Below are 23,196 nucleotides of genomic sequence, written 5' to 3'. Positions count from 1 at the left end.
GCTATAACTGGGCCAGCGGAATGGTGGCCGCGGACTCATCGACCTTGAGCAGGCCAATCAGTGCAAACAAGTCTTGATCCAGCCGCTGCAGTGTGGCGGGGTCAAGCTCTGCCAACGCAGCCGGCAGCACGCCCTCAAACGGCCCTGGCACATCGGCCAGCAGTAACACGGCCTGGTCGGTAATGTGCAAATGCACATGGCGTTTGTCAGCGGTGTCTTTTGCCATACGGATCAGCTCTTTTTTTTGCAAGCTGCGTACCAGGTTGCTGGCGGTGGACTGGTGCACGTCCATGCACTTGGCCAGTTCCCCCATGCCAATGCCGGGCTGGTCGCGAATCACGCTCAACGCCCACACCTGCGCGCCGCCCAGTCCAACCTGCTTTTCGATTTCCTTGAAATGGCTGCGCACCGCGTTAAACACCACGCGAAAACGTCGCAGCACCAGGCTGGGTTGGGTTTGCAAGGCGGTGTTTGATTTGTTGCGCGGCATATGGGTGGCAGGCTGGGAAGAGGTACCGAATCATAGAGCCGAATGCCACGACTGGCCTTGGCGGCCGGGTTCAGGCCTGCTCGGTCAGCAACTCATGGCGCACCATGCGCATCATCAGGTCGTCAAATGTGTAAAAACCGTTCTCGCATTTTTGCAGCTCTGCCAGCGCAAAGGCGGCGCCGGTGCCAAAGGCGCGGCGTTCGATCGAGTTGTGGATCAGCCGCACGGTTTGGTACGGAAAGCCAAAAATCACCTCATGGTGCCCCACAATGCCGCCCAACCGCAGCGAGGTGATGCGGTCTTCATCGACATTGATGCTTTGGGCAATCTTGCGGGCGGTGCCCGACACCTCTGGCTTGTCGCGAAAGTGCTGCTCGACAATTTCGACATCGGCAAACGGTGCAATTTTGCGTAGCAAACGCGCCGCCATGATTAAAAAGTTGATGCCCACCGTGATGTTGGGCGAACACAGCACGCGCGTGTCGGCTGCCAGGCCGTGCGCGTAGTCCAGATCAGCCGGGCTGTAAGCCGAGATGGCGCTGACCAGCATGAGTCGCCGAGCGCGCATGGCCTCGCCATAAAGATGCAGGCTTTCGGGGTTGGAGAAGTCCACCAACGCGTCCACCGGGTGGGCGTCCAGCCAGGCGTTCCAGTCATCGGGGGTGGCCAGTGCCGCCACCGGCACGCTGACCTCGGGACTGATTTGTACTGGCGCTGAAGCAGAGCGCCGGGCAATCCAGCACAATTCGTAGCGTGGGTCGTCCTGTAACACTTGTGCCACCGCTTGGCCGGCCTTGCCAAACCCCACCAAACCGACTTTGATCATGATGCGTCCCCTTTTTGTTGACTGTGGTGTCTGTCCAACACGGCATCCACGTGTGGGCATTATCCGCAATATATTTGATTAAATGTATTTAATCCTCACAATCTACCCTGACATACCATTGCTCAGCGCGTGCCAATACGCCATACCCAGTCCATGAATTCCAACCTGAACAGCGACGAGATCCTGCATGCTATCCATAAGCAGGTGGTGGATTGGCGGGCCTGGGCTGGTCGTGTGCTGGTCATGGCCTTTGCCGCACTGGCGGGCTTGACCGTGGTGGCCTTCACCTGGATGACCGAACTGGCGTTTGGCGCGTTTGAGCATGTGCAGCAGCTTTACTGGTGGTCGCCGCTGCTGTGGACTCCGCTGTGCACCGGTGCCATTGTGTGGGTCACGCGGCGTTATGCCATGGGCAGCGCGGGCTCTGGCATTCCGCAGGTCATGGCTGCGCTGGACCCCAGTGTGGCACCTAGCAACCGCAATTTGTATGTGTCGCTCAAGCTCACCGTGGCCAAAATGGCGTTGTCCACCTGGGGTCTGCTGGCTGGCCTGTCGTTGGGGCGCGAGGGGCCTTCGGTGCAAATTGCAGCAGGGGTGATGCACCACGCCCGGCGTTGGTTGCCCGACAAATCCCAGGTATCCGAGCACGGTCTGATGATGGCGGGTGGCGCAGCTGGTATAGCGGCGGCCTTCAATACTCCGCTGGGCGGCGTGATGTTTGCCATTGAAGAGCTGTCACGCAAGCCCGAGCAGCGCTCCAGCGGTTTGCTGCTGGCGGCGATTGTCTTGAGTGGCTTGATGGCCGTGTCGATCTATGGCAATTCAACGTATTTTGGTGTGATTCGTGTCGAGAACCTGGGCATGGCGTTGTTGTTGCCGGGTTTGCTAGTGGCAGTGCTCAGTGGCTTGGCGGGTGGCTTGTTTGCACGCGTGTTTCTGGTGTCGATGCGGGGCCAGTCAGCCGACCGCTTCAGTCGCTGGCGCCTGCGTAGCCCGGTGGCGTTTGCTGCGGCCTGCGGTTTGGCCGTGGCGGTGATCGGATTGGTGAGCCACGGTCACACCTTTGGCACGGGGTATGCCCATAGCCGTGCCATGCTGGAAGGCAACAACGAAACCCAGCCGCTGTATGTGTTGCTGAAATTCATGGCCACCTGGATCACTGCCTGGGCCGGGGTGCCCGGCGGTATTTTTGCGCCGGCCTTGTCGATTGGTGGTGCCTTGGGCAACGACATTGCCCTGCTCATCAGTTACCCGAATGCGCCGACCCTGATTGCGCTGGGAATGGCGGGGTTTTTGGCGGCGGTGACGCAAGCGCCGCTCACGGCTTTCATCATCGTGATGGAAATGGTCGATGGCCATGGCCTGGTGCTGAGCCTGATGGCCACGGCCATGGTCGCCAGCGGCGTGTCGCGCCTGCTGTGTGTGCCGCTTTACAGTGCACTGGCCCAGCTGCAGTTGCAGCGCCTGCCAAAAGTGGCTGCACCTTCCCCGGGCGATCGGGCATAAAAAAGGAGCCCCGAAGGGCTCCGAACTCGCTTGCTGCTCTGATCGCTAAATAAGAACTGCAAGCCTGCATTGTATTTGAGCAAATGCAATGCAGGCTCAGGGATTACCCCTAAGTTGGCATTTCTCTTGGTGCTCATGCCATTTCTGTCTCCGTCAGCGCAGCAGCACGCTGGCCTGGCCGGCCATGGTTTGGGCAATCAAGCGCTCTGCATTACCCGGCTACTGCCGTGCCAGTTGCGTCTGGTCCATCCAGCTGCGCAAATCCCGCCACATTTTGAGCATCTCGGCATCGGTGGGGGTGCGCAGCGCGCTGGATAACTCCACCGTGATCACTGGCATGGCGCTTTGCACACCGCCGTAATTGCCCAGCGAGCCCGGAAACACCCCCACCTGGTCCAGGTACAGGCGGCCCAGCTTGGTGGGCGGCAGCACCGGGCCGTCAAAGTCCAGCACGCCGTAGGGGGCGTGAATGCTGACGATCACATCCGGTTTGAAGCTGGCCATCTGGTCAAACAAAAACTTAGACTCTGGCTCGCTCAGTGGCGCTTTTCCGGGCCAGCGGCGCGGGTCCTTGCTGGTCAGTTTTTCCCAGTAGTTTTTGGTCTCGCGTTGCCAATTGGGGGTAGGGAAGTTGCGGTTCAAGTCCACGCCGTTGGCGTTCATGCGTCGCGCCGGTTGGCGCAGCAAGCCGTCCGGGTTAAGCACAGGAATGAAGCGCCAGTGTGTGGCTTCTGGCGAGTTCTGCGCCAAATTTAGCCAGTGCAGCGCCACCGATGCGGCGGAAAACTCGTCGCCGTGCATGGCAGCCACTACCAGTACGCGCAGCTTGGGCGCTTGTGGGCGAATGTCTCGCACCAGCAGCGGGCGGCCCTGCACACTGCGGGCGCCGCTCGGTTTGAGTTGGGCCTGCTCGCAAAAAGCTTGTGACACGTTGGGAAGTTTTTTATAAAACTCGTCGCAAGCCCTTTTTGCATAGGCGCTAGTAGCTGCTAAATATGTAGCAAAAAAGAAGATGGACAAAATCGAATGACGCATCGGCCAATTTTAGAAGGGTGTGTGCCTTGGTCTTTTATCCCGCTGTTGCCTGCGCCTGCGCAATATCGGTTAAATTTCTTGCTATGTCTTTGATCCCCACCAGCGCGCGTGCTCGCCCACCCCATTTTTCTGCCACTGAATTTCGCACCGCCCTTGGCATGTTCGCCACCGGGGTGACCATCGTCACCGCGCGCGCCAGCGACGGCACCCTGGTTGGTCTGACCGCCAACTCATTCAACTCGGTGTCTCTGACACCACCATTGGTGCTGTGGAGCCTGTCCCAGGCGGCCACGTCCATGGACGCGTTTCGCACCGGCAGCCACTACGCCATCAACATTCTGGGTGCCGACCAACAGCTGCTGGCACAGCGTTTTGCTACCCGCGGGGTGGATCGCTTTGCCGATGTGGATTTTGTCGAAGGCCCCTGTGGGGCGCCGCTGCTGGCGGGTGCGGTGGCCACGTTTGAGTGCTTTAACCGCAGCCGTTATGTGGAAGGTGACCACGTGATTTTTGTCGGTGAAGTTGAGCACTGCATGCACCGCGTGGGGGCCGCACCGCTGCTCTACCATGGCGGCAAGTTCTACACAGAACATCCGTTATAGCTCTATTATTTATAGCTGGTTACGCTTGTTTTATAAGGGCTAGAGGCTTATTTTCCATATAAATATTGAACCATGCCCGAAGTCGCATCAACGCGTGCAGTCATGTGCCCGCCAGACAGGAGCCTAGCGTGCAGTCCCTGAAACTCTCCGAACTCATGGGCGCCTTGAGCCACGCGCTCGACATCACCGAAGGCCAGCCTGAAGGTCACTGCGTGCGTTGCTGCTGGATTGGCATGCACATTGGCCAACGCATCGGTTTGGACAACGATGACCTCTGGACGCTGTACTACACGCTGCTGCTCAAAGACCTGGGGTGCTCCAGCAATGCCGCTCGCATTTGCGAACTCTATGTCGGGGACGATTTAAGTTTCAAGCGCGACTTCAAATGGGTCGACGGCAGCTTGCCGCAGGTGCTGCGGTTTGTGCTGCGCCACACCGGACCTCAGGTCGGTCTGATGGAACGGCTGAAAGCGCTTGGCGGCATTCTGAAAAACGGCGACAACATTGCCCAGGAACTGATCCAGACGCGTTGCACGCGGGGTGCTGACATTGCCCGCCAGCTGCGCTTTCCGGAAAGCGTGGCGCTGGGGGTTCATGCGCTCGATGAGCACTGGAACGGCCAAGGTCGCCCCGACCAGCTGGCTGGTACCGCCATTCCCATCAACGCCCGCATTGCCCTGCTGGCCCAGGTGATTGACGTGCACCACGCCGCCAGTGGCGAGGCCACTGCGCTGGCCGAAGTGCTGGCGCGCCGGGGTAGCTGGTTTGACCCGGAACTGGTCGATGCGTTTGCTGCGGTCAGCCAGACACCCGTGTTTTGGGAAATGCTTGGCTCGGCCCAACTGGAGCCTGCGGTGTATGCGCTGGAGCCGGGCGGCCATGAGGTGATGGTGGACGAGGACTACCTCGACGACATCGCCGAAGCTTTTGGTCAGGTGGTGGACGCCAAAAGCCCCTTCACGGCGGGACACAGCGCGCGGGTTGGGTTGTACACCGCTTTGCTGGGCGAATCCATGAACGTGCCTGAGGCACGCCGGCGCTGGCTCAAGCGCGGCGCGCTCTTGCACGACGTGGGCAAATTGGGTGTCAGCAACAGCATTTTGGACAAACCCGGCAAGCTTGATGATGCCGAGTGGCAAGCCGTGCAGCGCCACGCCAGCTACACCGAAGCCATTTTGGGGCGGGTGCGCATTTTTGACGAACTGGCGCTGGTCGCGGCTGCGCACCACGAGCGCCTGGACGGCAAGGGCTACCCCAAAGGCCTGATGGCGGCCGACATCACGCTGGAAACCCGCATCATCACCACGGCCGACATTTTTGACGCCATCACGGCCGAGCGGCCTTACCGTGGCGCCGTGCCGGTGGACAAAACCCTGGCCATCATGGCCGACACCGTGGGCACGGCGATTGACGCTGCCTGTTTTGAGCACCTGAAGCAGATCATTGCCCAAAGCCCGGAGCTGTTTCCTGGGTGAAGCGTGAGCCGACGTAAGGCTTGCCGCTTGGCGCGGATGTATGACATGCGTCAATATTTGCGTTCGGCGTCGACGTAGACTTGATGTCACTGTCTTCATTCCAAGGGATTGTCATGAACAACAACGCATCTGAACACATCCGCAGCGTCGCTTTGGTAGGCCACGGGGCGGTGGGTAAAACCACCCTGGCCGAGAGCCTGCTGGCCGCCACCGGTGCCATTGCCAGCCGCGGCGCGGTCGAAAAAGGCAACACCGTGTGCGACTTTGACCCAGTTGAAAAGCAACTGGGCCATTCCCTGCAGAGCGCGGTGGTGAGCTTGCAAACGGCCGACACCCACATTTACCTGATCGACACCCCCGGCTACCCCGACTTTGCCGGGCAAGCGCTGGGCGCGCTGGCGGGTGCCGACACGGCGCTGATTGTGATCAGCGCGCAAACCGGCATTGAGCTCAACACCGAGCGCATGTTTGCGCAGGCCGGTGAGCGTGGCCTGTGCCGCATGATTGTCATCAACAAGATTGACGCCGACAACACCGACCTCGGTGCCTTGGTCGACGACATTCGCGCCCGCTTTGGCCCGCAGTGCCTGTTGCTGGACCTGCCCACCGCGCACGGGCAAGGCGTGGTAGAACTGCTCGGGCATGACGACGGCGAGAGCGACTTTGCCTCGGTGGCCACGGCGCACCGGGCCTTGTTGGACCAGTTGATTGAAGAAGATGAGCAGCTGCTGGCGCGTTACCTGGAAGACGGTGTGGAGCCCAGTGCCGCCGAGCTGCATGCGCCATTTGAGGCGGCCCTGCGTGCCGGGCACTTGATTCCAATTCTGTTTGTGTCGGCCAAAACCGGTGCCGGTGTGCCGCAACTCATTGACGTGCTGGTCAAATTGGCCCCGAACCCGGCAGAAGGCAACCCGCCGCCCTTCTACAAAGGTGACACCCTGGCAGAGGCGCAAGCGTTTGTCGCCCAGCCTGACGCCAGTCTGCATGTGCTGGCCCATGTGTTCAAGGTGGTGATGGACCCCTTTATCGGCAAACTGGGCGTTTTCAAGGTGCACCAAGGCACCGTGCGCAAAGACGCGCAGCTGTTTGTCGGCTCTGGCAAACGCCCGTTCAAGGTGGCGCACCTTTACCAGTTGCAGGGCAAGGACTATCTGGAGGTGGACGCGCTGGTGCCGGGCGACATTGGTGCGGTGGCCAAGGTCGACGAAATTGAATTTGACTGCGTGCTGCATGACTCGCACGATGAAGACCAGATTCACCTCAAACCCCTGACGCTGCCGCAGCCCATGCAAGGCCTGGCGGTGCAGACCCAGCGCAAGGGTGACGAGCAGCGCCTGTTCGAGATTTTGCACAAGCTCGAAATTGAAGACCCGTGCTTCAAGGTCGAGCGCCACCCCGGCACCAATGAGACGGTGATTCGCGGCCTAGGCGACATGCACCTGCGCGCCAAGTTGCTGCGCATGCAGCAGCAGTTCAAGCTGGAGCTTGACACCAGCACCCCCCAAATTGCCTATATTGAGACTATTTTGGGCAAGGCTGAGGGCCATTGCCGCCACAAGAAACAAAGCGGCGGGGCGGGCCAGTTTGGCGAGGTGATGCTGCGTGTGGAGCCGCTGGCGCGTGGGGCTGGCTTTGAATTTGTTGACGTGGTCAAGGGCGGCGCGATTCCGGGCGTGTTCATGGCGGCGGTAGAAAAGGGCGTGCACCAAGCCTTGGCCGAGGGTGCTGTGGCCGGTTTCCCGCTGCATGACCTGCGCGTGACGGTGTATGACGGCAAGACCCACGCGGTCGACGGCAAAGAGGTGGCTTTTGTGGCCGCTGCCCGCAAAGCCACGCTGGATGCGGTGCGCGCGGCCAGCCCGATCGTGCTGGAGCCGCTGGTTAATGTTGAAGTGGTGGCTCCCGAGGCCGCCATTGGTGATTTGACGGGCGACTTGGCCGCCAAGCGCGGCCACATCACCGGCACACAACCCCGTCCGGCAGGTGCAGTGGCTATTACCGGGCAGATGCCGCTGGCCGAGTTGGGTGATTACCAGAGCCGTTTGAAGTCGCTGACCGGCGGCCAGGGGTCTTACAGTCTGGCGTTTTCGCATTACGCGCAGGTTAACGCTGAGACCCAGGTGCGGCTGGCCAGCGCGTTCAAACCCGCCAACCTGGATGACTGACTTTTTGAGGGAGCGTGGTCATGGCTGAACGCCTTCTGCTGATCTATGCCACCACCGATGGCCACACGCTGCACATTTGTGAGCGGTTGAAGTTCCTCATGACGGCACAGGGCCAGCGGGTGACGCTGGTGCCTATTGAGCAGGCCAGTGCGCTGAACCTGGCAAACTTTGAGCGCATCGTGATTGGTGCCAGCATCCGTTACGGTCACCATCAGCCGCAGGTGGCGCAGTTCATTGCCAAGCACCAAGCGGTGCTGGAAAGCCGCCCCAGCGCGTTTTTCAGTGTCAACGTTGTGGCCCGCAAGCCCGACAAAAACACGCCTGAGACCAACCCGTATGCGCGCAAGTTTTTGCAAGGCATTGCCTGGAAGCCGCAACTGGCGGCTGTGTTTGCCGGTAAGCTGGATTACCCGCGGTATGGTTTTTTTGATCGCCACATGATCCGCCTGATCATGTGGATGAGCCACGGCCCGACTGACACAAAAGCCGTGGTGGAGTTCACCGATTGGGCAAAAGTGGAAGCCTTTGGCCGCGAGATGTGTGCCCTGAAGGCGTGAAGTGCACAGGCGTTGCTTCACCGATAATCAAATCGCTTGCCATTTTGCGGCTGCGCCCCCATGTACTGACTGTGAGTAGTATGAAAGACCATTACGCTGTATTGAACCTGCGCAGTTCGGCCACACTGGCGGACATCAAAAAAGCATTCCGCCAGCAGGCGTCCATTCACCACCCGGATCGCAATGCGGCGCTGGACGCTGCAGCACGGTTCAGGGCGGTGCAGGAGGCCTATGATGTGCTGTCGGATGCCGCCAAACGCAAGGCTTATGACGACAACCGCCAACGCAACCTGCTTGACAGCCCGATCGACACCGCCCGTGCCATCTGGCTTGAGTACTTCAATCGTTTGGCTTGAATGCCCCCCACCACACAAGAGAACACTATGAGCATGTCTGCTTTTTTTCGCACTTTGCGCACCTCTTATCAGGCGGAGATCGACGACCTCACCTTTGACTCGGAAGGCCGCAACGTGCTGCGCCAGCGCCTGCTCGAAAAGCGTGGGCAAATCGTTTTCTTGCGCCAAATGATGGAGCTCAGCCCCGAAATGGTGGCGGTGGTGTTCCACGGCGGCTTTCATTTTGAATTGCCGGCGGTGATGGAGCATGTGCTCACCCTTGAATCCGATGAGTTCCCCGACTGGGCCAGTCTGCATGAAGCCGTGCAACTCACGCCCTGGGCACAAGAGCTGGCCGATGGTTTCCTGGCTGAGCCTCAGGGCGAGTGGTTCATGACAGTGGCCGCGGCGCTTGAATTCATGTACCAGCGACCGTCATCACATCACCATGAAGGTGGCGCGCATGAAGGCCATGACGAGCACGCGGACGACGCACACCGCACGGGCAATCGGCGTGACCATGACCACGGCCATGATTTCGACAAGGACGACGAGCGCAACCATGACACCGACCATGACGAAACCAGCGGGCAATGGCTGGAAGGCCAAGGCTTTGACCGCAAGGAATGACGCGCAAGCGCCTTGCCCAGACTTTTTTTGTGACACAGGAGCCCACCTTACATGCAGCATTTGGCATTGATTGAAAAAACCCAGTCGTTGATCGCGGCGGGTGATATTGTGGGCGCTGAACACGCCTTGGTGGAGCTCGCTGACCGTGAGGGTGACGGTGCGTTGATGGAGGTGCTGGAGCAATTGCCACCCAAAGACGTGTTGGCGATCATTCGGGAGTACGACGACTCGCGCGCGTCCATCATCAATCTGATGCTCACGCCCGAACAATTTGCCCGCGCCGTGGTGATTGAAAAACAATACCGTGACCTGACGCGCGCCCATTTGCGCGGCATGATGAACTCGGTGATTTTTCGGGATGGCGCCAAGCCGCTTGAGTTTCTGGAAGCCATTGGCGACTTGGAAGGAGGCAGTGAAGCACTGGCTGACTATTTTGAAGAAAAGTGGAGCCGCATCGAGGCCTTTGCCCGCACCGGCACCTTTGACACGGTTGAAGACGATGGCGACATGTTGTCTGAAGACGACTTGCGCGCCAACGCCTATGCCTCTGCGCGGCTGGATGAAGACGAGGTGGCAGATTCGGATTGGATGCAACTGGCCTGGCTGCTGCGCTACCAGTTGCCCGACCTGTTCATTGAAATGCTGCTGGTGTTGCGCGCCAAAGCCCGTGCCTTTGAGTTGGGCCTGGATGAAGACGACATGCTTGATGACGACAACAAGGTCGAAACCGGTGACACCGACCGCGGCAAGGCGACACCCGCCGCGATCGACCCAGACGAAGAGTCTGCGATCTGATATCGCTCGAACCGCAAGCCCCTCGCATGACCCAAGCTGCGCCAGCCTCTGTTCACGTCGTCTCGCTGTTCGACGCGCGACCGTTCTTTGAAAAAGCCCTGATCTATGGCCTGCAGCATGGTCTGATTGATGCCGCCAGGCGAGACGCCATGGCGCAGGAGGCGCCCAAAGGCATGGTGCAAATTGCCCGCTACTTTGGTAGCGAGTATTTGCGCCCCGAGCTCGAAAAAGCCCGTGACCGTCTGGTTAACCTCATCAGCCTGCATTTGGAAGACGCCAGTGGCGGCGATCTGCGCGTGGCGGCCGAATTGCTGCGCGACCACTCGCTGCTGTCACGCTCCAAAGCGGGCTCAGACATGCTCAAGGCCCTGATCGTCATGCCGCAAAACACGCACTTTGGCATGAACGAGCGCGGCGGTTTCAGCGACCGGCACATTCCACAACTGGCGCGCTGGTCTCTGGCTAGTTATGCTGATTATCAAGCCGAGTTTGCCGCTCGCCAACACGCTGTGCAGGCAGTAGAGGCGGCACTCTGGTTGGCGGATCAGTTGGGTCTTTCTGCAGATGAGCTGCAAGACGCTGAGCCTGATGCCGAAGCCGTCATTCGTACCGCGCTGCTGTTGGGCGCGATGCGGCGTAAAGAGTTGCCCGATTGGGTGGCTTTTGAAAAACTGATCACGGTATTGCGCCAGAAACAGCCAGCGCCGGACACCTTGAAGCTGCCGAAGAACCTGCCTGCAGACTACCAGCAGGTGGTGGAGTCGGTACGCCAGTCGGTGATTGCCGATTGGCCCAAGCTGCTCGATGTGCGCCTGCCCCCTCGCAAACTGTTTGACCAGACCCCCGCCTTCATGGGGCGCTATTTCTGGATAGAAGATGCGTTAAGTGAGGTCAGCCAGCATGACCACAATCGCTCGGCCGCATGGAACAAGCTCACCCAAGGCCACAGTGACGACGGCACGGTGCTCACGCTGTGCCTTTGCGTGGCCGCTGGCAGCAGCCCCAAAACCTTGTTGTCAGAAAAAGCAGCGGCAGCGTTGGTGCGGAAAATCCGCAAACATGGTCTGCAAGCTAGCGCGGCAACGGATTACCTCGTTGCGCATGCGCCTGAGCAGCATCAGGATGACTTTGCCGCTCTTTGGCAAGACTTTGTGGGCGAGGCGCGCAGCACCTTGCTCAGTGACCATGACCCAAAGCTCAATGATGCGCTGGCACTGCTGCGCCGGGAGTGCAACGTCAGCTGACTGTAGCGTTATTCGGTGCGTTTGGTGAACAGGTGGGAAAGCTCACGGTCCATCAGGTCAGCGTCGCCCGTGTTCAGTTCCAGCAGTCGACGCAGGCGTGTCAGGCTTTGCAAGTCAATCTCGTCACACGCCACGCCGATGTTGCGGTTTTCCAAATGGGCGACCTTGCCATTCATTTCAATCGATTCGCCGCCATCGGTCAGGGGCAAGACCAGGTGACACGGGGCGCCCAAGGCCACCGCCATGGGTGTTGGCGTGCGCACCAAGGCGCCTTTCAGGGCAATGTCGAGCAAATCCACTTTCAGTGTCTGATCTGCCAACTGCAGTGAGACCTGGGCAGAAAACGGGACACGTGAAAAAAGACGATGGCCTTCGGCCGCTGGGGTGCTCATGGTGGGTTCCTTTGGTGTGCATTCACAAGATCAAATACCGATGCTTGAATGATAAGGCCGGCCAAGCGCAGGCCTGCAACGTCGGGTTAGAATCTCACGCTTGGAAGCTTGGCCGAGCGGTTTAAGGCACCGGTCTTGAAAACCGGCGAGGATGTGAGTCCTCCGTGAGTTCGAATCTCACAGCTTCCGCCAGAATTTGACCCTAAGTAATTGATTTGCTTAGGGTTTTTTCTTGTCTGAAAATATCTACCCACGCCTTAACCCTGGTCGTTTGGCTGGCCGCTGATCAGCCCCGTGAGAATTGTCAATATGCAACTTGAGCCGCGCCATAAAGTGTGGTTCAAGTTGAACTACTTGTACAAACATCATGGACATGCTCAATTCCCTGAAACAAACCGGTCAAACCATTGGCAGTGAGATCAGCCACGCCTGGGAGTCGCTCTCTGAAGGTTGGCGTGAATTGTTGAATCGCAGCAGCCATGCCTTGACGCACTTCACCCGACACAAAGACGACGATCAGGAGCGCAGCGCCGAACTCACCGGGTTTCCGGGCTGGAGCCTGCTTGCCGGGGAGATGGAGGAGACTGAAAAGGACCTGATCGTGCGGGTTGAGTTGCCTGGCCTGGATAAGAATGATTGCCAGATCGAGATTGCTGACAATGTGCTCTATCTGAGCGGCGAAAAGCATTTTGAGCGTGAAACCAAGGACAGCACCTACCACGTCATGGAGCGCGCTTATGGTGCCTTTGAGCGCGCCATTCCGCTGCCCCGCAACGTGGCCCTTGGTAAAGCTGAAGCGAGTTTCAAGAACGGCGTGTTGACGGTTCGTCTGCCCAAGGAAGACGGCGAAGCGGGGAAGTCCATTCCGGTGACATGAGTGAGGTCACTTGCCCTGACATCCACATCATCCAACGCACCATGTTTACCACGCAAACCACGCACATCTCTGAGGCCATTTCAGACCATGTCTGGCGCACCCGGTATGGCTGGTGCGAGCCAGGCCGTGTGCCAGAACCCTCGATTGAGGCGATTTTTGACCGGGTGGCGCTGGCCGTGTCTGGTGCCGAGGCACATCACCGCGATGACTGGCGCGAGCGGTTTCGGGCGATTTTGAGCGACTTTCGTTTTTTGCCGGGTGGCCGCATTCTGGCTGGTGCTGGTACCTCACAGCACACCACGCTGCTCAACTGCTTTGTGATGGGCCCGCTGGAAGATTCGATCAATGGCATTTTCAATGCCCTGCGCGAAACCATACTGACACTGCAAGCCGGGGGCGGTGTCGGGCTTGATTTCTCAACGCTGCGGCCCATGGGCGCGCTGGCGCATGCCAGTGTTGGTGTGGCCTCGGGCCCGGTGTCGTTCATGGGCACCTGGGAGGTGGCCAGCAGCGTGCTGGCATCGAACAACCTGCGTCGGGGCGCCATGATGGCCACGCTGCGCTGCGATCACCCTGACATTGAAGCCTTCATCGAATCCAAACTCGTGCCGGGTGCGTTGTCGCATGTCAACCTGTCGGTGGCGTTAACGGATGACTTCATGCGTGCGGTTGAGCAAGGCAGCACCTGGCCGCTGGTTTTCCCCTTGGGCCAACACCCGGTGCCCGTGGGCGGCGAGGTGTGCGAGCGCGTCTGGTCTGGCGACACCACGCCCCAGCTTTGCCTGGTGCACCGGCGCATTCCGGCGCGTGTCTTGTGGGACAAATTGCTGGCGGCACAGCTTGCCAGCGCCGAGCCTGGCATTCTGTTCATTGACCGTATCAACCGTGACAACAACCTTTGGTACGACGAGTGCATCGCCACCACCAACCCCTGTGGTGAAGTGCCGCTGCCCCCGTACGGTGGTTGCAGCCTGGGTTCCATCAACTTGTCCCGGTTTGTGCAGGATCCTTTTGCCGCACATCCCAAGGTGGACTGGGCTGGCCTGAAAGCGGTGGCCGCCGTGGCCACACGGTTTCTGGACGATGTGCATGACATCTCCTGGTTTGCGCTCAAGGCGCAGGAAAAGGCGGTGCATGCCAGCCGAAGAATCGGTCTTGGCGTGACCGGTCTGGCCGATATGCTGCTCATGCTGGGCCTGCGTTATGGGTCGCAGGCCAGCCTTGACCTGACACGTGAGGTTATGAGTACCATCCGCGACACGGCCTACTTCACCTCCATAGAAACGGCGAAAGAGAAGGGCGCTTTTCCGGCGTTTGACAAGGTCAAATATGGCGCAAGCCCGTTTGTGCTGGGCCTGTCGCACGAGCTCCAGGATGCCATCGCCCAGCACGGCATTCGCAACAGCCACCTGCTGGCGGTGGCGCCTGCCGGTGCCATCAGCCTTCTGGCCAACAATGTGTCGAGCGGCATTGAACCCATCTTTGCTGTTAAGGCCACGCGTGTCGTACGCGGTGTGGACGGGCAGACCGTGACGATTGAGGTCGAAGACGCTGCTGTGCGCCACTACCGAAAGTTGCACGGTGCCAAAGCTGCTTTGCCAGCGCAACTGATGACGCGGGACGAAACCAGCACTGACGCGCAATTGCGAATGATGGCGCAGGTGCAGACCTGCGTGGACAACGCCATCTCCAAACCCGTGCATTTACCGCCAGACGCCGGCCCGCTGGATCTGGAACTGGTCGTGCTGCAGGCCTGGGAGCTTGGTCTCAAGGGCTTTGCCGTTTACAGTGCGGGCCGCCGCGGATGCGAGACGGTATTGGCATTTCAGCGTTAAAACATGGGCGCTGCACCAGTCATCGGGCCTGATGCTGGTACCTCGGACGATGGTTTTGGTGCCGTGGCAATCATGCAATCGGTGGTCAGGATCAGGCTGGCAATCGACGCAGCGTTTTGCAGCGCCAATCGGGTCACCTTGGCTGGGTCGATCACGCCCATCTGTAGCAGGTCGCCATAAGTTCGGGTGGCCGCGTTGAAGCCAAAGGCGAGATCAGGCGATTCATCGACCCGGTTGAGAATCACCGAAGGCTCGTCACCGGCGTTGCTGACAATGCGCCGCAACGGCTCCTCAAGGGCACGCGACACCAGTTGAATGCCCGAGGTTTCGTCGAGTGTTTTGCCGGTCAAGTTGCGCAGCGCCCGACGCGCGCGCAACAAGGCCACGCCGCCACCGGGAACAATGCCTTCTTCCACGGCCGCACGTGTGGCGTGCAGGGCATCTTCCACACGCAGCTTGCGCTCTTTCAGCTCGGTTTCGGTGGCGGCGCCGACCTTGATCAGGGCTACGCCACCAGACAGTTTGGCGGCACGCTCGTCAAGTTTCTCGCGGTCATAGTCGCTGGTGGCCAATTCGCGCTCCTTGCGGATGGTGGCAATCCGGTCCTTGATGGCTTGGGCGCTTCCGGCGCCACCGATCAGCGTGGTGGCTTCCTTGGTGATTTCCGCCCGTGTAGCTCGCCCCAGGTCAGCCAACTTGACCTTGCCCAGCGTCAGCCCAACTTCATCGCTCACCACCGTGCCGCCTGTCAACGTCGCAATGTCCTGCACCATGGCTTTGCGGCGGTCACCAAATCCGGGTGCCTTGACGGCGCAGGTGCGTAAGGTGCCACGCATGGTGTTGATCACCAGCGCCGCCAGAGAGTCGTTGTCCATGTCTTCGGCGATGACCAGCAGGGGCCGGCCTTCCTTCACAATTTCTTCCAGCAAGGGCAGCAGGTCTTTCAGGGATGACAGCCGGCCCTCACAGATCAAAATGGCCACGTCTTCCAGCACGGCGCTTTGCCGTTCGGCGTTGTTGATGAAGTAGGGCGACAAAAAGCCCCGGTCAAACTGCATGCCTTCCACCACTTCCAGCACGCTCACCAGGCCTGAGCCGTCTTCGATCGAAATAGCGCCTTCGCGCCCGACCTTGTCGATGGCGCTGGCGAGCAGGTCACCAATGGAGCGGTCATTGTTGGCCGAGATCGCTGCCACATGCGCTATCTCTTGTGACGTGGCGCAGGGTTTGGCCATGGCCTTGAGTTCGGCCACCACGGTGTCGATGGCCAGCTCAATGCCGCGCTTGAGGTCCATTGGGTTCATGCCACCGGCCAGGTAACGCAGGCCTTCCTGAATCATGCCGTGGGCCAGCACCGTGGCCGTGGTGGTGCCGTCACCTGCCATTTCACTGGTGCGTGCCGCCACCTCGCGCAGCAGTTGCGCGCCCATGTTCTCGAAGCGGTCTTCAAGTTCGATGGATTTGGCCACCAGCACACCCGAATTCACGATTTGCGGCGGGCCGAACTCGCGCTCCAGAATCACAGTGCGCCCGCGTGGGCCCAAGGTGACTTTAACGGCCTCGGCCAGCGCATCCACCCCGCTGCGAATTTTTGCCCTGGCGGCATCGTGGAACAGGAGTTGTTTGGCTGCCATGGTTCATGCCCTGATGTGTGACTGGGGCACATGCTAGGCACGTCATGCGGCGGCAGAGATGAGAAATCGCAAGCCCGCTCTATTTGCCCAAAATGGGGAACAGCTTGACCAGTCCGTCGGACATCACTTCGACGGCCAACGCCGCCAAAATCAGACCCATCAGCCGGGTCATGACGTTGATGCCGGTTTTGCCCAGCCCGCGGGCAATCGGTTGCGCCAACGAAAAACACATTGCAGTCGCCAGTGCCACCACCACGCCATAGCCAACCAGCGTGCCCAGTTGCAGAAAGGTCTTGGCCTTTTCTGCATAGATCACCACGGTGGACATGGTGGCCGGTCCGGTCAGCAGCGGAATGGTCAGGGGCACCACGGCAATGCTGGCGCGGGCGGCGGCATCGTGCACTTCTTCTTCAGTGGTTCTGCTTTCCACGGGTCGTGCATTGAGCATGGACAAGGAAGAGGTGAGCAGCAGCATGCCACCGCCGACCTGAAAGCTGGCCAGTGAAATACCGAAAAACTGCAAAATGTGCAGGCCCATCAGCGCGCTGGTGGCAATGACCACAAAGGTGCTGAAGGACGAAATCCAGATCGTGCGGCGCAGTTGCTCTGGCGAGAAATCTTGCGTGTAGTGGATAAAAAATGGCACGATCGCCAAGGGGTTAACGATGGCCAGTAGGGTGACGAGTGGTTTAAAATCCATAGCAGCTTACGCTTTATTTTATTGGGCTAGAGCCTGTTTTTATATAAATAATCAGTGGGCCGAGCGTTCCAGATAACGCTTACGCCAGAAAAATGCCACCAGCCCGGCGGCGATCGACAGCATGGCCATCATGGCCAGCCAGAACCCGTTGGAGCGGTGCAGCAGCGGAATGAACTCAAAATTCATGCCGAAAATGCCCGCAATCAGGTTCAGCGGTAAAAAGATGGCGGTCAGCACCGTGAGGGTGCGCATGATCTCATTGGTGCGGTGGCTTTGCGCGTTGAAGTGCATTTGCACTGCGGTTTCTGCATTTTGCTCAAGCCGGCGCACGTGGTGCACCACGCGCTCAATGTGCTCCAACACGTCACGGCTGCGCACTTGCAGCATGTCGCGGGCGTGCTGGTCTGACAAGCTGCCAGATTCCGGCCAGGTTTTCAGGGCTTCCAGCCAGTCTTGCATGGCACTGCGTTGGTCGTCACAAATTTCATCGAGCTGGTGCAAGGCCAGCCGGGCATCCAGCAGGGCGCCCCAATTGCTGAAGCGGGTTTTGGGGTTGAGCAACTCGGCTTGCCAATGGTCAAGCTGGTGCGTGAGGTCACGGCGCAGGGCCAAAAAGCCGTCCACCACGTGGTTGATGATGCGCAGCATCAGGTCAGCGGGGTCACTCGCCACGCCACGCGCACCCGCTGAACGGTTGTCGCCTGTTGTATCGTCCACAGTGGCTTGCGCCGTGTGGTTGCCGGATGCCAGCAAACGCTGGGCAAAGCTGTCACGCAAGCTGCAATCTTGCGGGTGCACGCTCAGCAGCACGCGGTCAAACACCACAAACCCCACCGGGCTGGTGTCAATGCGCCGCAAGATCGGCGGCCCTCCGCGCGGTTTGGTCGACAAGCCCTGAGCGGTTGAGGCGTCGCTGTCCAGGCTGCGCGTGGCCAGCCTTCGAAACACCAGCAGGTCGTACTGCGAGGTGAAGTCATAACGCGAGGGCAGCTGCACGTTGAGCAAGTCTGACACGTGCAGGTCAACCAGTTGCAGCGTGCACAGGCGCTGCAGCGTGGTTTGAATCGGCAAGTGATGCTGCTCGAACTCCTGGCGGGTGCAACTCAGCCACAGGTAGCCTTGGGCCGGCAGTTGAACGCTGTCAAGCGACTGTGGCAGCGCATCAGCCTTTGCTTCACTGACGCTGGTGCCCTGGATAGAGAAAATTCGCATGACGGGTTGGGTCGTCTCTACTTATATGAGTAATTGGCCTCTAGACCTTTATTAATAAGCGCAAGTAGCTACTATTTTTGTAGTAATCTGGCGGCATCGAGGGCGAAGTAGGTCAGCACGCCATCGGCCCCAGCGCGCTTGAAAGCCAGCAGGCTTTCCATCATGACCGCGTCGTGGTCGAGCCAGCCGTTTTGTGCAGCGGCTTTGAGCATGGCGTATTCGCCCGATACCTGGTAGGCAAAGGTCGGCACCTTGAATTCATCCTTGACGCGGCGAACAATGTCCAGGTAGGGCATGCCAGGCTTGACCATGACCATGTCCGCGCCTTCAGCAATGTCCATCGCCACTTCACGCAAGGCTTCGTCTGAGTTGCCGGGGTCCATCTGGTAGACCTTTTTATTGCTTTTTCCCAGGTTGCCTGATGACCCCACGGCATCACGGAACGGGCCGTAGAAAGCGCTCGCGTATTTGGCGCTGTAGGCCATGATGCGGGTGTGCACAAAGTGGTTGGCCTCAAGCGCCTGGCGAATGGCACCAATGCGCCCGTCCATCATGTCGCTGGGGGCAACGATGTCGGCGCCAGCACCGGCTTGGGTGAGTGCTTGCTTCACCAGCACCTCAATGGTGACGTCATTCATGATGTAGCCGTCTTGCGCCGGGTCGGGGTCGGGCAGGCCGTCCTGACCGTGGCTGGTGAACGGGTCAAGCGCCACGTCGCACATGATGCCGAGCTCGGGAAATTCCTTTTTCAGGGCCTGCACCACGCGCGGCACCAAGCCCTCGGGGTTCAGGGCTTCGCGGCCGTCCGGGGTTTTCAGAGATTGGTCAATCACCGGAAACAGCGCCATCACCGGAATGCCCAGCTTGACGCAGTCTTGCGCCATCGGCAGCAGCAAGTCCAGGCTCAGACGCTCCACGCCCGGCATGGATGACACAACTTGGCGCTGTTGCTTGCCGTCCACCACAAACACCGGGTAGATCAAATCATGGGGCGTCAGCGCATGTTCGCGCACCAAGTTGCGGGTGAAGGTGTCGCGGCGCAGGCGGCGCGGGCGGCCCATGGGATAAGGTGCATAACTAGTCATAACTGCGTTTGGTAGAGTTGAGATTTGTCATCGTAATGACAAATTTTTTTGGAATGGGTTGTAAAAGTGAAATTAATTTGTTAAATTACGCCCGGGCAGTTTACTGCTCCCCGCTTTTCCTCCCTGAGCGGGGCCTTGATGTGTGACAGCAAATAGGCTTACCACCCCAGCCCTTGTGCTGGGGTTTTTTTGTCCCAAATTTGTCTCAAGATTTGCGCAATACCGTTATTTTGACGTTTTGGCTGAGGTTTGGTGGTTGGCTGCTTGGGCCTTATGGGTTTGCTGAACCCTTGTTGCGTGCATCCTTTGATGGGTTCACCTAAACTGACACCATGCTCTGGATCAAATCACTTCATATTGTTTTCGTCGCCAGCTGGTTCGCCGGCTTGTTTTATTTACCCCGCATTTTTGTCAACCTGGCCATGGTGCCTGCGGGATCTGTAGCAGAGCGCGATCGCTTGTTGCTGATGGCGCGCAAGCTGCTGCGCTTCATGACCATCATTGCCATTCCCGCCTTGGCATTGGGCATCTGGCTTTGGGCCGGTTATGGCATTGGCTGGGGGCCGGGCAACGGCTGGATGCATGCCAAGTTGTTTGGCGTGGTGCTGGTCATTGGTTATCACCATGCCTGCAGTGTGATGCTGAAGAAGTTTGTTCGCGGTGAGCAACGTCACAGCCATGTCTGGTATCGCTGGTTCAATGAAGCGCCTGTGATTTTGATGCTGATCATTGTGTGCTTGGTGGTGCTGAAACCATTCTGACGTTGGCATGCCGATGCATAAAACCTCGGCATGGCCCTTGGCACTGGTATACGTCGGGCTGATCGTCTACGCCAGCCTGTACCCGTTTACCTATTGGCGCGACCAAGGCGTCGATTTCTGGTGGTACCTGAGTGCCCCGTTGCCTAAGTATTGGACCGGCTTTGATGTGGTGTCCAACGTGCTGGGCTACATGCCTTTGGGTTTTCTGCTGGCGCTGAGTGCCCTGCGCAGTGGCCGTGAGCGCTTGGCACTGCGTTGGGCGATCCTGACGGCATCGCTGCTGTCGCTGGCCATGGAGACGCTGCAGGTTTATTTGCCCCGCCGGGTTCCCTCCAATTTAGATTTGTTGTTGAACATTGCCGGAGCTGCGCTGGGCGCCGGCAGTGCCTGGAGTCTGGAGCGACTGGGGGTTTTGCAGCGCTGGAGCCGTTTTCGCGCCCAATGGTTCGTGGAGGAGGCACGGGGTGGCTTGGTGCTGTTGGCCTTATGGCCGCTGGCCTTGCTGTTTCCGGCGGTGGTACCTTTCGGTTTGGGGCAGGTTCTGGAGCGGCTGGAGGTGGCGTTGGCCGACGCACTTGCTGACAGCCCGTTTTTGGAATGGTTGCCGCTACGCGACCTTGAGTTGCAACCCATGTTGCCCGCCGTCGAGTGGTTATGTGTGTTTTTGGGTGTGTTGATACCGTGCCTGCTCGGTTATTGCATCATTCGCACCAAAGCCAGGCGGGCCTGGTTTTTGGGCTGGGTGGTGGTGTTGGGCATGGGCACCACGGCACTCAGCAGCGCCTTGAGCTTTGGGCCGCAGCATGCTTGGGTGTGGTTGAGTGTCCCGGTGAAAGCCGCGCTGATCAGTGCCGTGCTGTTGGCCGGTGCGTTGATCTGGACGCCGCGCCGGGCCAGTGCCGCTTTGGCTTTGCTGGCCCTGGGGATTGACGTGAGTCTGATCAACCAGACCCCGATGGGCCCGTATTTTGAGCAAACTCTTTTTTCGTGGGAACAGGGGCAATTCATCCGCTTTCACGGGTTGGCACAGTGGCTAGGCTGGCTGTGGCCTTTTTCAACGCTGGTTTATGTATTGAGTTTGCTCTGGGATAGAGAGGTAAAAAACTAAAATCCCTTGCATGACTGATTCAATACCTATTTCTCCTTTGGCCAGTGGGCCGCCCGCTGCCGCACCTGCCAGCTACTTCCAGCGGCACATCTTTTTTTGCCTGAATGAGCGCCCAAATGGCGAGGCATGCTGTGCCCAGCATGATGCGCAGGCGGCGTTCGAGCGGTGCAAGTCTCTGGTCAAGGCGGCAGGCCTGGCTGGGCCCGGTCAGGTTCGGGTCAACAAAGCCGGTTGCCTGGACCGCTGCGCAGCAGGCCCAGTGGCAGTGGTCTACCCCGACGCGGTGTGGTACAGCTACGTGGATGCCGGCGACATTGATGAAATCGTCGAGTCGCATCTGAAAAACGGTCAAGTGGTTCAGCGCTTGCTGACGCCAGAACATCTAGGTCGGTAATTTTAAACGTCTTTTCGTGCTCTAGCCCTTATAAATAAAGCGCTAGCAGCTATATATAAAGTAGCATTCTTTGCGTCGTCTGCCGACTTAGGTGGACGCATCACTCATGAAAAAAATCCTTTTATTTTTGGCGACTGCCGCCTGTCTGTCGGCCGCCGCACAAGTGCCGCTGCCCCCTGAAGTAGCCGCGCGCTCGTACCTGTTGTTGGATGTCACTGCCAACCAAATCCTCGCGCAAAAAGACATTGATGTGCCAGTGGAGCCCGCCTCATTGACCAAGTTGATGACGGCGTACCTGGTGTTTGACGCATTGCGCAGCAAAAAAATCGACCTCAAGCAAACCTTTCCGGTCAGCGAGCGTGCTTGGAAGATGCCGGGCTCGCGCATGTTCATCGACCCCAAGATGAAAGTACCAGTGGAAGATCTGATCAAAGGCATGATTGTGCAAAGTGGCAATGACGCCACGATGGCCTTGGCCGAAGGTGTTGGCGGCTCAGCAGAGCGGTTTGTGCAAATGATGAATGATCAGGCCAAATTGTTGGGGATGAAGTCCACGGGCTACAAGAACCCGGAAGGCCTCACGGAAGCCGGCCACACCACCACGGCCCGTGATCTGAGCATTCTGGCGACACGCCTGATGCAAGACTTTCCAGACTACGTAGCGTATTACGCCATCAAGAAATACCGCTTTGAGGGCACGCCAGCAGCCAACGACAGCAACCGAAATTTGTTGCTTTTCCGCGATCCCAGTGTTGATGGTCTAAAAACAGGTCATACCAATGCCGCCGGCTACTGCCTGGTGGCCACTGCCAAGCGGGATGTGCCGGGACTGGGTAAAACTGGCGCGGTACCAGGCTCGCCCGAGTCGATGGGTGCCAGGCGCCTGATGTCGATTGTTTTGGGTACCACCAGCGAGAACGCGCGTGCCAATGAGTCGCAAAAGCTGCTGAATTGGGGCTACACCGCGTTTGAGGTCGTCAAGCTGTTTGATGCCAATCAGCCCGTGGTGTCGCCAGCGGTCTGGAAAGGCAAGGCGCCTACCCTGGCGCTCGGGCAACCCCACGCCATTGTTGTGGCTGTGCCCGTCGGCACTGGCGCCAAAATCACCACGCAAGTGGCTCGGCCAGAGCCTTTGGTTGCCCCCTTTACCAAGGGGCAAGCCGTGGGCGCACTCAAAATCAGCCACAACGGCCAGGTGTTGACAGAGGTGCCACTGGTGGCATTGCAAGCGGTTGAGCAGGCTGGCATCCTGGGTCGCGCATGGGACGCGCTGCGCCTTTGGATCAAATGATTTGTGGATCGGTCATTGACCTGATATAGTCATGGGCTTTTCGGAATTTCCGGAGAGAGTCACGTTTTCGTCGTTTTTTGTTTTTCAAACGTTTAGGGACGTTTAGTTTTTAGGAGGCTCAATGCCAACCATCAATCAGTTAATCCGTCAGGGGCGTGCGGTTGAGACCGTCAAGTGCAAGAGCCCTGCGATGGAAAATTATCCACAACGACTCGGTGTTTGCACCCGCGTTTACACCACAACCCCG

23 protein-coding genes, 1 tRNA gene and 1 pseudogene are annotated in these 23,196 nt (G+C 58.9%); 17 read left to right on the top strand and 8 right to left on the bottom strand.

The window, feature by feature from the left end; all coding sequences use genetic code 11:
• Position 1: 1 nt before the first annotated feature.
• A complete protein-coding gene (locus tag PHQ58_RS15380; protein WP_300112365.1) occupies positions 2 to 463 on the bottom strand; it encodes a MarR family transcriptional regulator in 462 nt (153 codons plus the stop codon).
• A 97-nt stretch (positions 464 to 560) separates the two neighbouring features.
• On the bottom strand, positions 561 to 1,316 hold the full coding sequence (locus PHQ58_RS15375) for a dihydrodipicolinate reductase C-terminal domain-containing protein (protein WP_300112363.1): 756 nt from the start codon (positions 1,314 to 1,316) through the stop codon (positions 561 to 563).
• Positions 1,317 to 1,469: 153 nt separating this feature from the next.
• Here PHQ58_RS15375 and PHQ58_RS15370 point away from each other — a divergent pair, with 153 nt between their 5' ends.
• Positions 1,470 to 2,822 (top strand): chloride channel protein, encoded by a 1,353-nt coding sequence (locus tag PHQ58_RS15370; protein WP_300112361.1) that lies wholly within the window; start codon positions 1,470 to 1,472, stop codon positions 2,820 to 2,822.
• 219 nt (positions 2,823 to 3,041) lie between these two features.
• On the opposite strand, the gene PHQ58_RS15365 is transcribed toward PHQ58_RS15370, so the two are convergent.
• The gene (locus tag PHQ58_RS15365) at positions 3,042 to 3,857 is read right to left on the bottom strand and encodes a DUF2817 domain-containing protein (protein WP_300112360.1); all 816 of its coding nucleotides are present in this window, start codon (positions 3,855 to 3,857) and stop codon (positions 3,042 to 3,044) included.
• Between the two features lie 83 nt (positions 3,858 to 3,940).
• Here PHQ58_RS15365 and PHQ58_RS15360 point away from each other — a divergent pair, with 83 nt between their 5' ends.
• The 8 genes from PHQ58_RS15360 to PHQ58_RS15325 all read left to right on the top strand — a co-directional run bounded on the left by PHQ58_RS15360 (position 3,941) and on the right by PHQ58_RS15325 (position 11,660).
• Positions 3,941 to 4,459 (top strand): flavin reductase family protein, encoded by a 519-nt coding sequence (locus PHQ58_RS15360; protein WP_300112358.1) that lies wholly within the window; start codon positions 3,941 to 3,943, stop codon positions 4,457 to 4,459.
• Positions 4,460 to 4,587: 128 nt separating this feature from the next.
• Positions 4,588 to 5,934 (top strand): HD-GYP domain-containing protein, encoded by a 1,347-nt coding sequence (locus PHQ58_RS15355; RefSeq protein ID WP_300112356.1) that lies wholly within the window; start codon positions 4,588 to 4,590, stop codon positions 5,932 to 5,934.
• 113 nt (positions 5,935 to 6,047) lie between these two features.
• Positions 6,048 to 8,099: an elongation factor G gene (gene fusA, locus PHQ58_RS15350; RefSeq protein ID WP_300112355.1), complete on the top strand. Its 2,052-nt coding sequence runs from the start codon at positions 6,048 to 6,050 to the stop codon at positions 8,097 to 8,099.
• Between the two features lie 20 nt (positions 8,100 to 8,119).
• Positions 8,120 to 8,656 (top strand): menaquinone-dependent protoporphyrinogen IX dehydrogenase, encoded by a 537-nt coding sequence (gene hemG, locus PHQ58_RS15345; RefSeq protein WP_300112354.1) that lies wholly within the window; start codon positions 8,120 to 8,122, stop codon positions 8,654 to 8,656.
• 80 nt (positions 8,657 to 8,736) lie between these two features.
• Positions 8,737 to 9,012 (top strand): DnaJ domain-containing protein, encoded by a 276-nt coding sequence (locus PHQ58_RS15340; protein WP_300112459.1) that lies wholly within the window; start codon positions 8,737 to 8,739, stop codon positions 9,010 to 9,012.
• A gap of 27 nt (positions 9,013 to 9,039) precedes the next feature.
• Positions 9,040 to 9,621, top strand: a complete 582-nt coding sequence (locus tag PHQ58_RS15335) for a hypothetical protein (protein ID WP_300112353.1) — start codon at positions 9,040 to 9,042, stop codon at positions 9,619 to 9,621.
• A gap of 51 nt (positions 9,622 to 9,672) precedes the next feature.
• Positions 9,673 to 10,416, top strand: a complete 744-nt coding sequence (locus PHQ58_RS15330; RefSeq protein ID WP_300112352.1) for a hypothetical protein — start codon at positions 9,673 to 9,675, stop codon at positions 10,414 to 10,416.
• A gap of 26 nt (positions 10,417 to 10,442) precedes the next feature.
• On the top strand, positions 10,443 to 11,660 hold the full coding sequence (locus PHQ58_RS15325) for a hypothetical protein (RefSeq protein ID WP_300112350.1): 1,218 nt from the start codon (positions 10,443 to 10,445) through the stop codon (positions 11,658 to 11,660).
• 8 nt (positions 11,661 to 11,668) lie between these two features.
• Here the strand turns inward: PHQ58_RS15325 and PHQ58_RS15320 are convergent, their stop codons facing one another.
• Positions 11,669 to 12,052 (bottom strand): PilZ domain-containing protein, encoded by a 384-nt coding sequence (locus PHQ58_RS15320; protein WP_300112348.1) that lies wholly within the window; start codon positions 12,050 to 12,052, stop codon positions 11,669 to 11,671.
• Between the two features lie 102 nt (positions 12,053 to 12,154).
• On the opposite strand from PHQ58_RS15320, the gene PHQ58_RS15315 reads away from it, so the two are divergent.
• From PHQ58_RS15315 to PHQ58_RS15305, 3 genes are all read left to right on the top strand, one after another.
• Positions 12,155 to 12,244: transfer RNA gene (locus PHQ58_RS15315), tRNA-Ser, on the top strand.
• Positions 12,245 to 12,419: 175 nt separating this feature from the next.
• Positions 12,420 to 12,929 (top strand): Hsp20/alpha crystallin family protein, encoded by a 510-nt coding sequence (locus PHQ58_RS15310; protein ID WP_300112346.1) that lies wholly within the window; start codon positions 12,420 to 12,422, stop codon positions 12,927 to 12,929.
• A gap of 41 nt (positions 12,930 to 12,970) precedes the next feature.
• On the top strand, positions 12,971 to 14,764 hold the full coding sequence (locus PHQ58_RS15305; protein ID WP_300112344.1) for an adenosylcobalamin-dependent ribonucleoside-diphosphate reductase: 1,794 nt from the start codon (positions 12,971 to 12,973) through the stop codon (positions 14,762 to 14,764).
• Here PHQ58_RS15305 and groL read toward each other — a convergent pair.
• From groL to hemB, 4 genes are all read right to left on the bottom strand, one after another.
• Positions 14,761 to 16,398: a chaperonin GroEL gene (gene groL / locus PHQ58_RS15300; RefSeq protein ID WP_300112343.1), complete on the bottom strand. Its 1,638-nt coding sequence runs from the start codon at positions 16,396 to 16,398 to the stop codon at positions 14,761 to 14,763. The genes PHQ58_RS15305 and groL overlap by 4 nt on opposite strands.
• 79 nt (positions 16,399 to 16,477) lie before the next feature.
• Entirely contained in the window at positions 16,478 to 17,098 is a 621-nt protein-coding gene (locus PHQ58_RS15295) for a MarC family protein (protein ID WP_300112341.1), read from the bottom strand.
• A gap of 51 nt (positions 17,099 to 17,149) precedes the next feature.
• Positions 17,150 to 18,310 (bottom strand): magnesium transporter CorA family protein, encoded by a 1,161-nt coding sequence (locus tag PHQ58_RS15290; RefSeq protein WP_300112340.1) that lies wholly within the window; start codon positions 18,308 to 18,310, stop codon positions 17,150 to 17,152.
• A gap of 71 nt (positions 18,311 to 18,381) precedes the next feature.
• Complete coding sequence (gene hemB / locus PHQ58_RS15285; protein ID WP_300112339.1) at positions 18,382 to 19,395, bottom strand: porphobilinogen synthase; 1,014 nt, start codon at positions 19,393 to 19,395, stop codon at positions 18,382 to 18,384.
• A 332-nt stretch (positions 19,396 to 19,727) separates the two neighbouring features.
• Between hemB and PHQ58_RS15280 the strand changes: the two genes are divergently transcribed.
• The 5 genes and pseudogenes from PHQ58_RS15280 to rpsL all read left to right on the top strand — a co-directional run.
• Positions 19,728 to 20,156: a CopD family protein gene (locus PHQ58_RS15280; protein ID WP_300112337.1), complete on the top strand. Its 429-nt coding sequence runs from the start codon at positions 19,728 to 19,730 to the stop codon at positions 20,154 to 20,156.
• Between the two features lie 13 nt (positions 20,157 to 20,169).
• Positions 20,170 to 21,264: a VanZ family protein gene (locus PHQ58_RS15275; RefSeq protein WP_300112336.1), complete on the top strand. Its 1,095-nt coding sequence runs from the start codon at positions 20,170 to 20,172 to the stop codon at positions 21,262 to 21,264.
• 10 nt (positions 21,265 to 21,274) lie between these two features.
• Positions 21,275 to 21,658, top strand: coding sequence for a (2Fe-2S) ferredoxin domain-containing protein (locus PHQ58_RS15270; protein WP_300112334.1), 384 nt, complete (start codon positions 21,275 to 21,277; stop codon positions 21,656 to 21,658).
• A 106-nt stretch (positions 21,659 to 21,764) separates the two neighbouring features.
• Complete coding sequence (locus PHQ58_RS15265; protein ID WP_300112332.1) at positions 21,765 to 22,949, top strand: D-alanyl-D-alanine carboxypeptidase family protein; 1,185 nt, start codon at positions 21,765 to 21,767, stop codon at positions 22,947 to 22,949.
• Between the two features lie 121 nt (positions 22,950 to 23,070).
• Positions 23,071 to 23,196: pseudogene (rpsL, locus tag PHQ58_RS15260) on the top strand (30S ribosomal protein S12); the annotation flags it as partial.

The organism is Rhodoferax sp. (genome assembly GCF_028688795.1).
In the GTDB taxonomy this organism is placed as follows: Bacteria; Pseudomonadota; Gammaproteobacteria; order Burkholderiales; family Burkholderiaceae_C; genus Rhodoferax.
The sequence above is the reverse complement of the archived record's forward strand: the minus strand, read 5'-3'. Positions and strand labels throughout refer to the sequence as shown.

Coding starts and splice junctions, on each gene's coding strand:
- PHQ58_RS15375 (WP_300112363.1), bottom strand. CDS start 1,316: ATGATCAAAGTCGGTTTGGTGGGGTTTGGCAAGGCCGGCCAAGCGGTG.
- PHQ58_RS15370 (WP_300112361.1), top strand. CDS start 1,470: ATGAATTCCAACCTGAACAGCGACGAGATCCTGCATGCTATCCATAAG.
- PHQ58_RS15365 (WP_300112360.1), bottom strand. CDS start 3,857: ATGCGTCATTCGATTTTGTCCATCTTCTTTTTTGCTACATATTTAGCA.
- PHQ58_RS15360 (WP_300112358.1), top strand. CDS start 3,941: ATGTCTTTGATCCCCACCAGCGCGCGTGCTCGCCCACCCCATTTTTCT.
- fusA (WP_300112355.1), top strand. CDS start 6,048: ATGAACAACAACGCATCTGAACACATCCGCAGCGTCGCTTTGGTAGGC.
- hemG (WP_300112354.1), top strand. CDS start 8,120: ATGGCTGAACGCCTTCTGCTGATCTATGCCACCACCGATGGCCACACG.
- PHQ58_RS15340 (WP_300112459.1), top strand. CDS start 8,737: ATGAAAGACCATTACGCTGTATTGAACCTGCGCAGTTCGGCCACACTG.
- PHQ58_RS15335 (WP_300112353.1), top strand. CDS start 9,040: ATGAGCATGTCTGCTTTTTTTCGCACTTTGCGCACCTCTTATCAGGCG.
- PHQ58_RS15330 (WP_300112352.1), top strand. CDS start 9,673: ATGCAGCATTTGGCATTGATTGAAAAAACCCAGTCGTTGATCGCGGCG.
- PHQ58_RS15325 (WP_300112350.1), top strand. CDS start 10,443: ATGACCCAAGCTGCGCCAGCCTCTGTTCACGTCGTCTCGCTGTTCGAC.
- PHQ58_RS15320 (WP_300112348.1), bottom strand. CDS start 12,052: ATGAGCACCCCAGCGGCCGAAGGCCATCGTCTTTTTTCACGTGTCCCG.
- PHQ58_RS15310 (WP_300112346.1), top strand. CDS start 12,420: ATGGACATGCTCAATTCCCTGAAACAAACCGGTCAAACCATTGGCAGT.
- PHQ58_RS15305 (WP_300112344.1), top strand. CDS start 12,971: ATGTTTACCACGCAAACCACGCACATCTCTGAGGCCATTTCAGACCAT.
- groL (WP_300112343.1), bottom strand. CDS start 16,398: ATGGCAGCCAAACAACTCCTGTTCCACGATGCCGCCAGGGCAAAAATT.
- PHQ58_RS15295 (WP_300112341.1), bottom strand. CDS start 17,098: ATGGATTTTAAACCACTCGTCACCCTACTGGCCATCGTTAACCCCTTG.
- PHQ58_RS15290 (WP_300112340.1), bottom strand. CDS start 18,310: ATGCGAATTTTCTCTATCCAGGGCACCAGCGTCAGTGAAGCAAAGGCT.
- hemB (WP_300112339.1), bottom strand. CDS start 19,395: ATGACTAGTTATGCACCTTATCCCATGGGCCGCCCGCGCCGCCTGCGC.
- PHQ58_RS15280 (WP_300112337.1), top strand. CDS start 19,728: ATGCTCTGGATCAAATCACTTCATATTGTTTTCGTCGCCAGCTGGTTC.
- PHQ58_RS15275 (WP_300112336.1), top strand. CDS start 20,170: ATGCATAAAACCTCGGCATGGCCCTTGGCACTGGTATACGTCGGGCTG.
- PHQ58_RS15270 (WP_300112334.1), top strand. CDS start 21,275: ATGACTGATTCAATACCTATTTCTCCTTTGGCCAGTGGGCCGCCCGCT.
- PHQ58_RS15265 (WP_300112332.1), top strand. CDS start 21,765: ATGAAAAAAATCCTTTTATTTTTGGCGACTGCCGCCTGTCTGTCGGCC.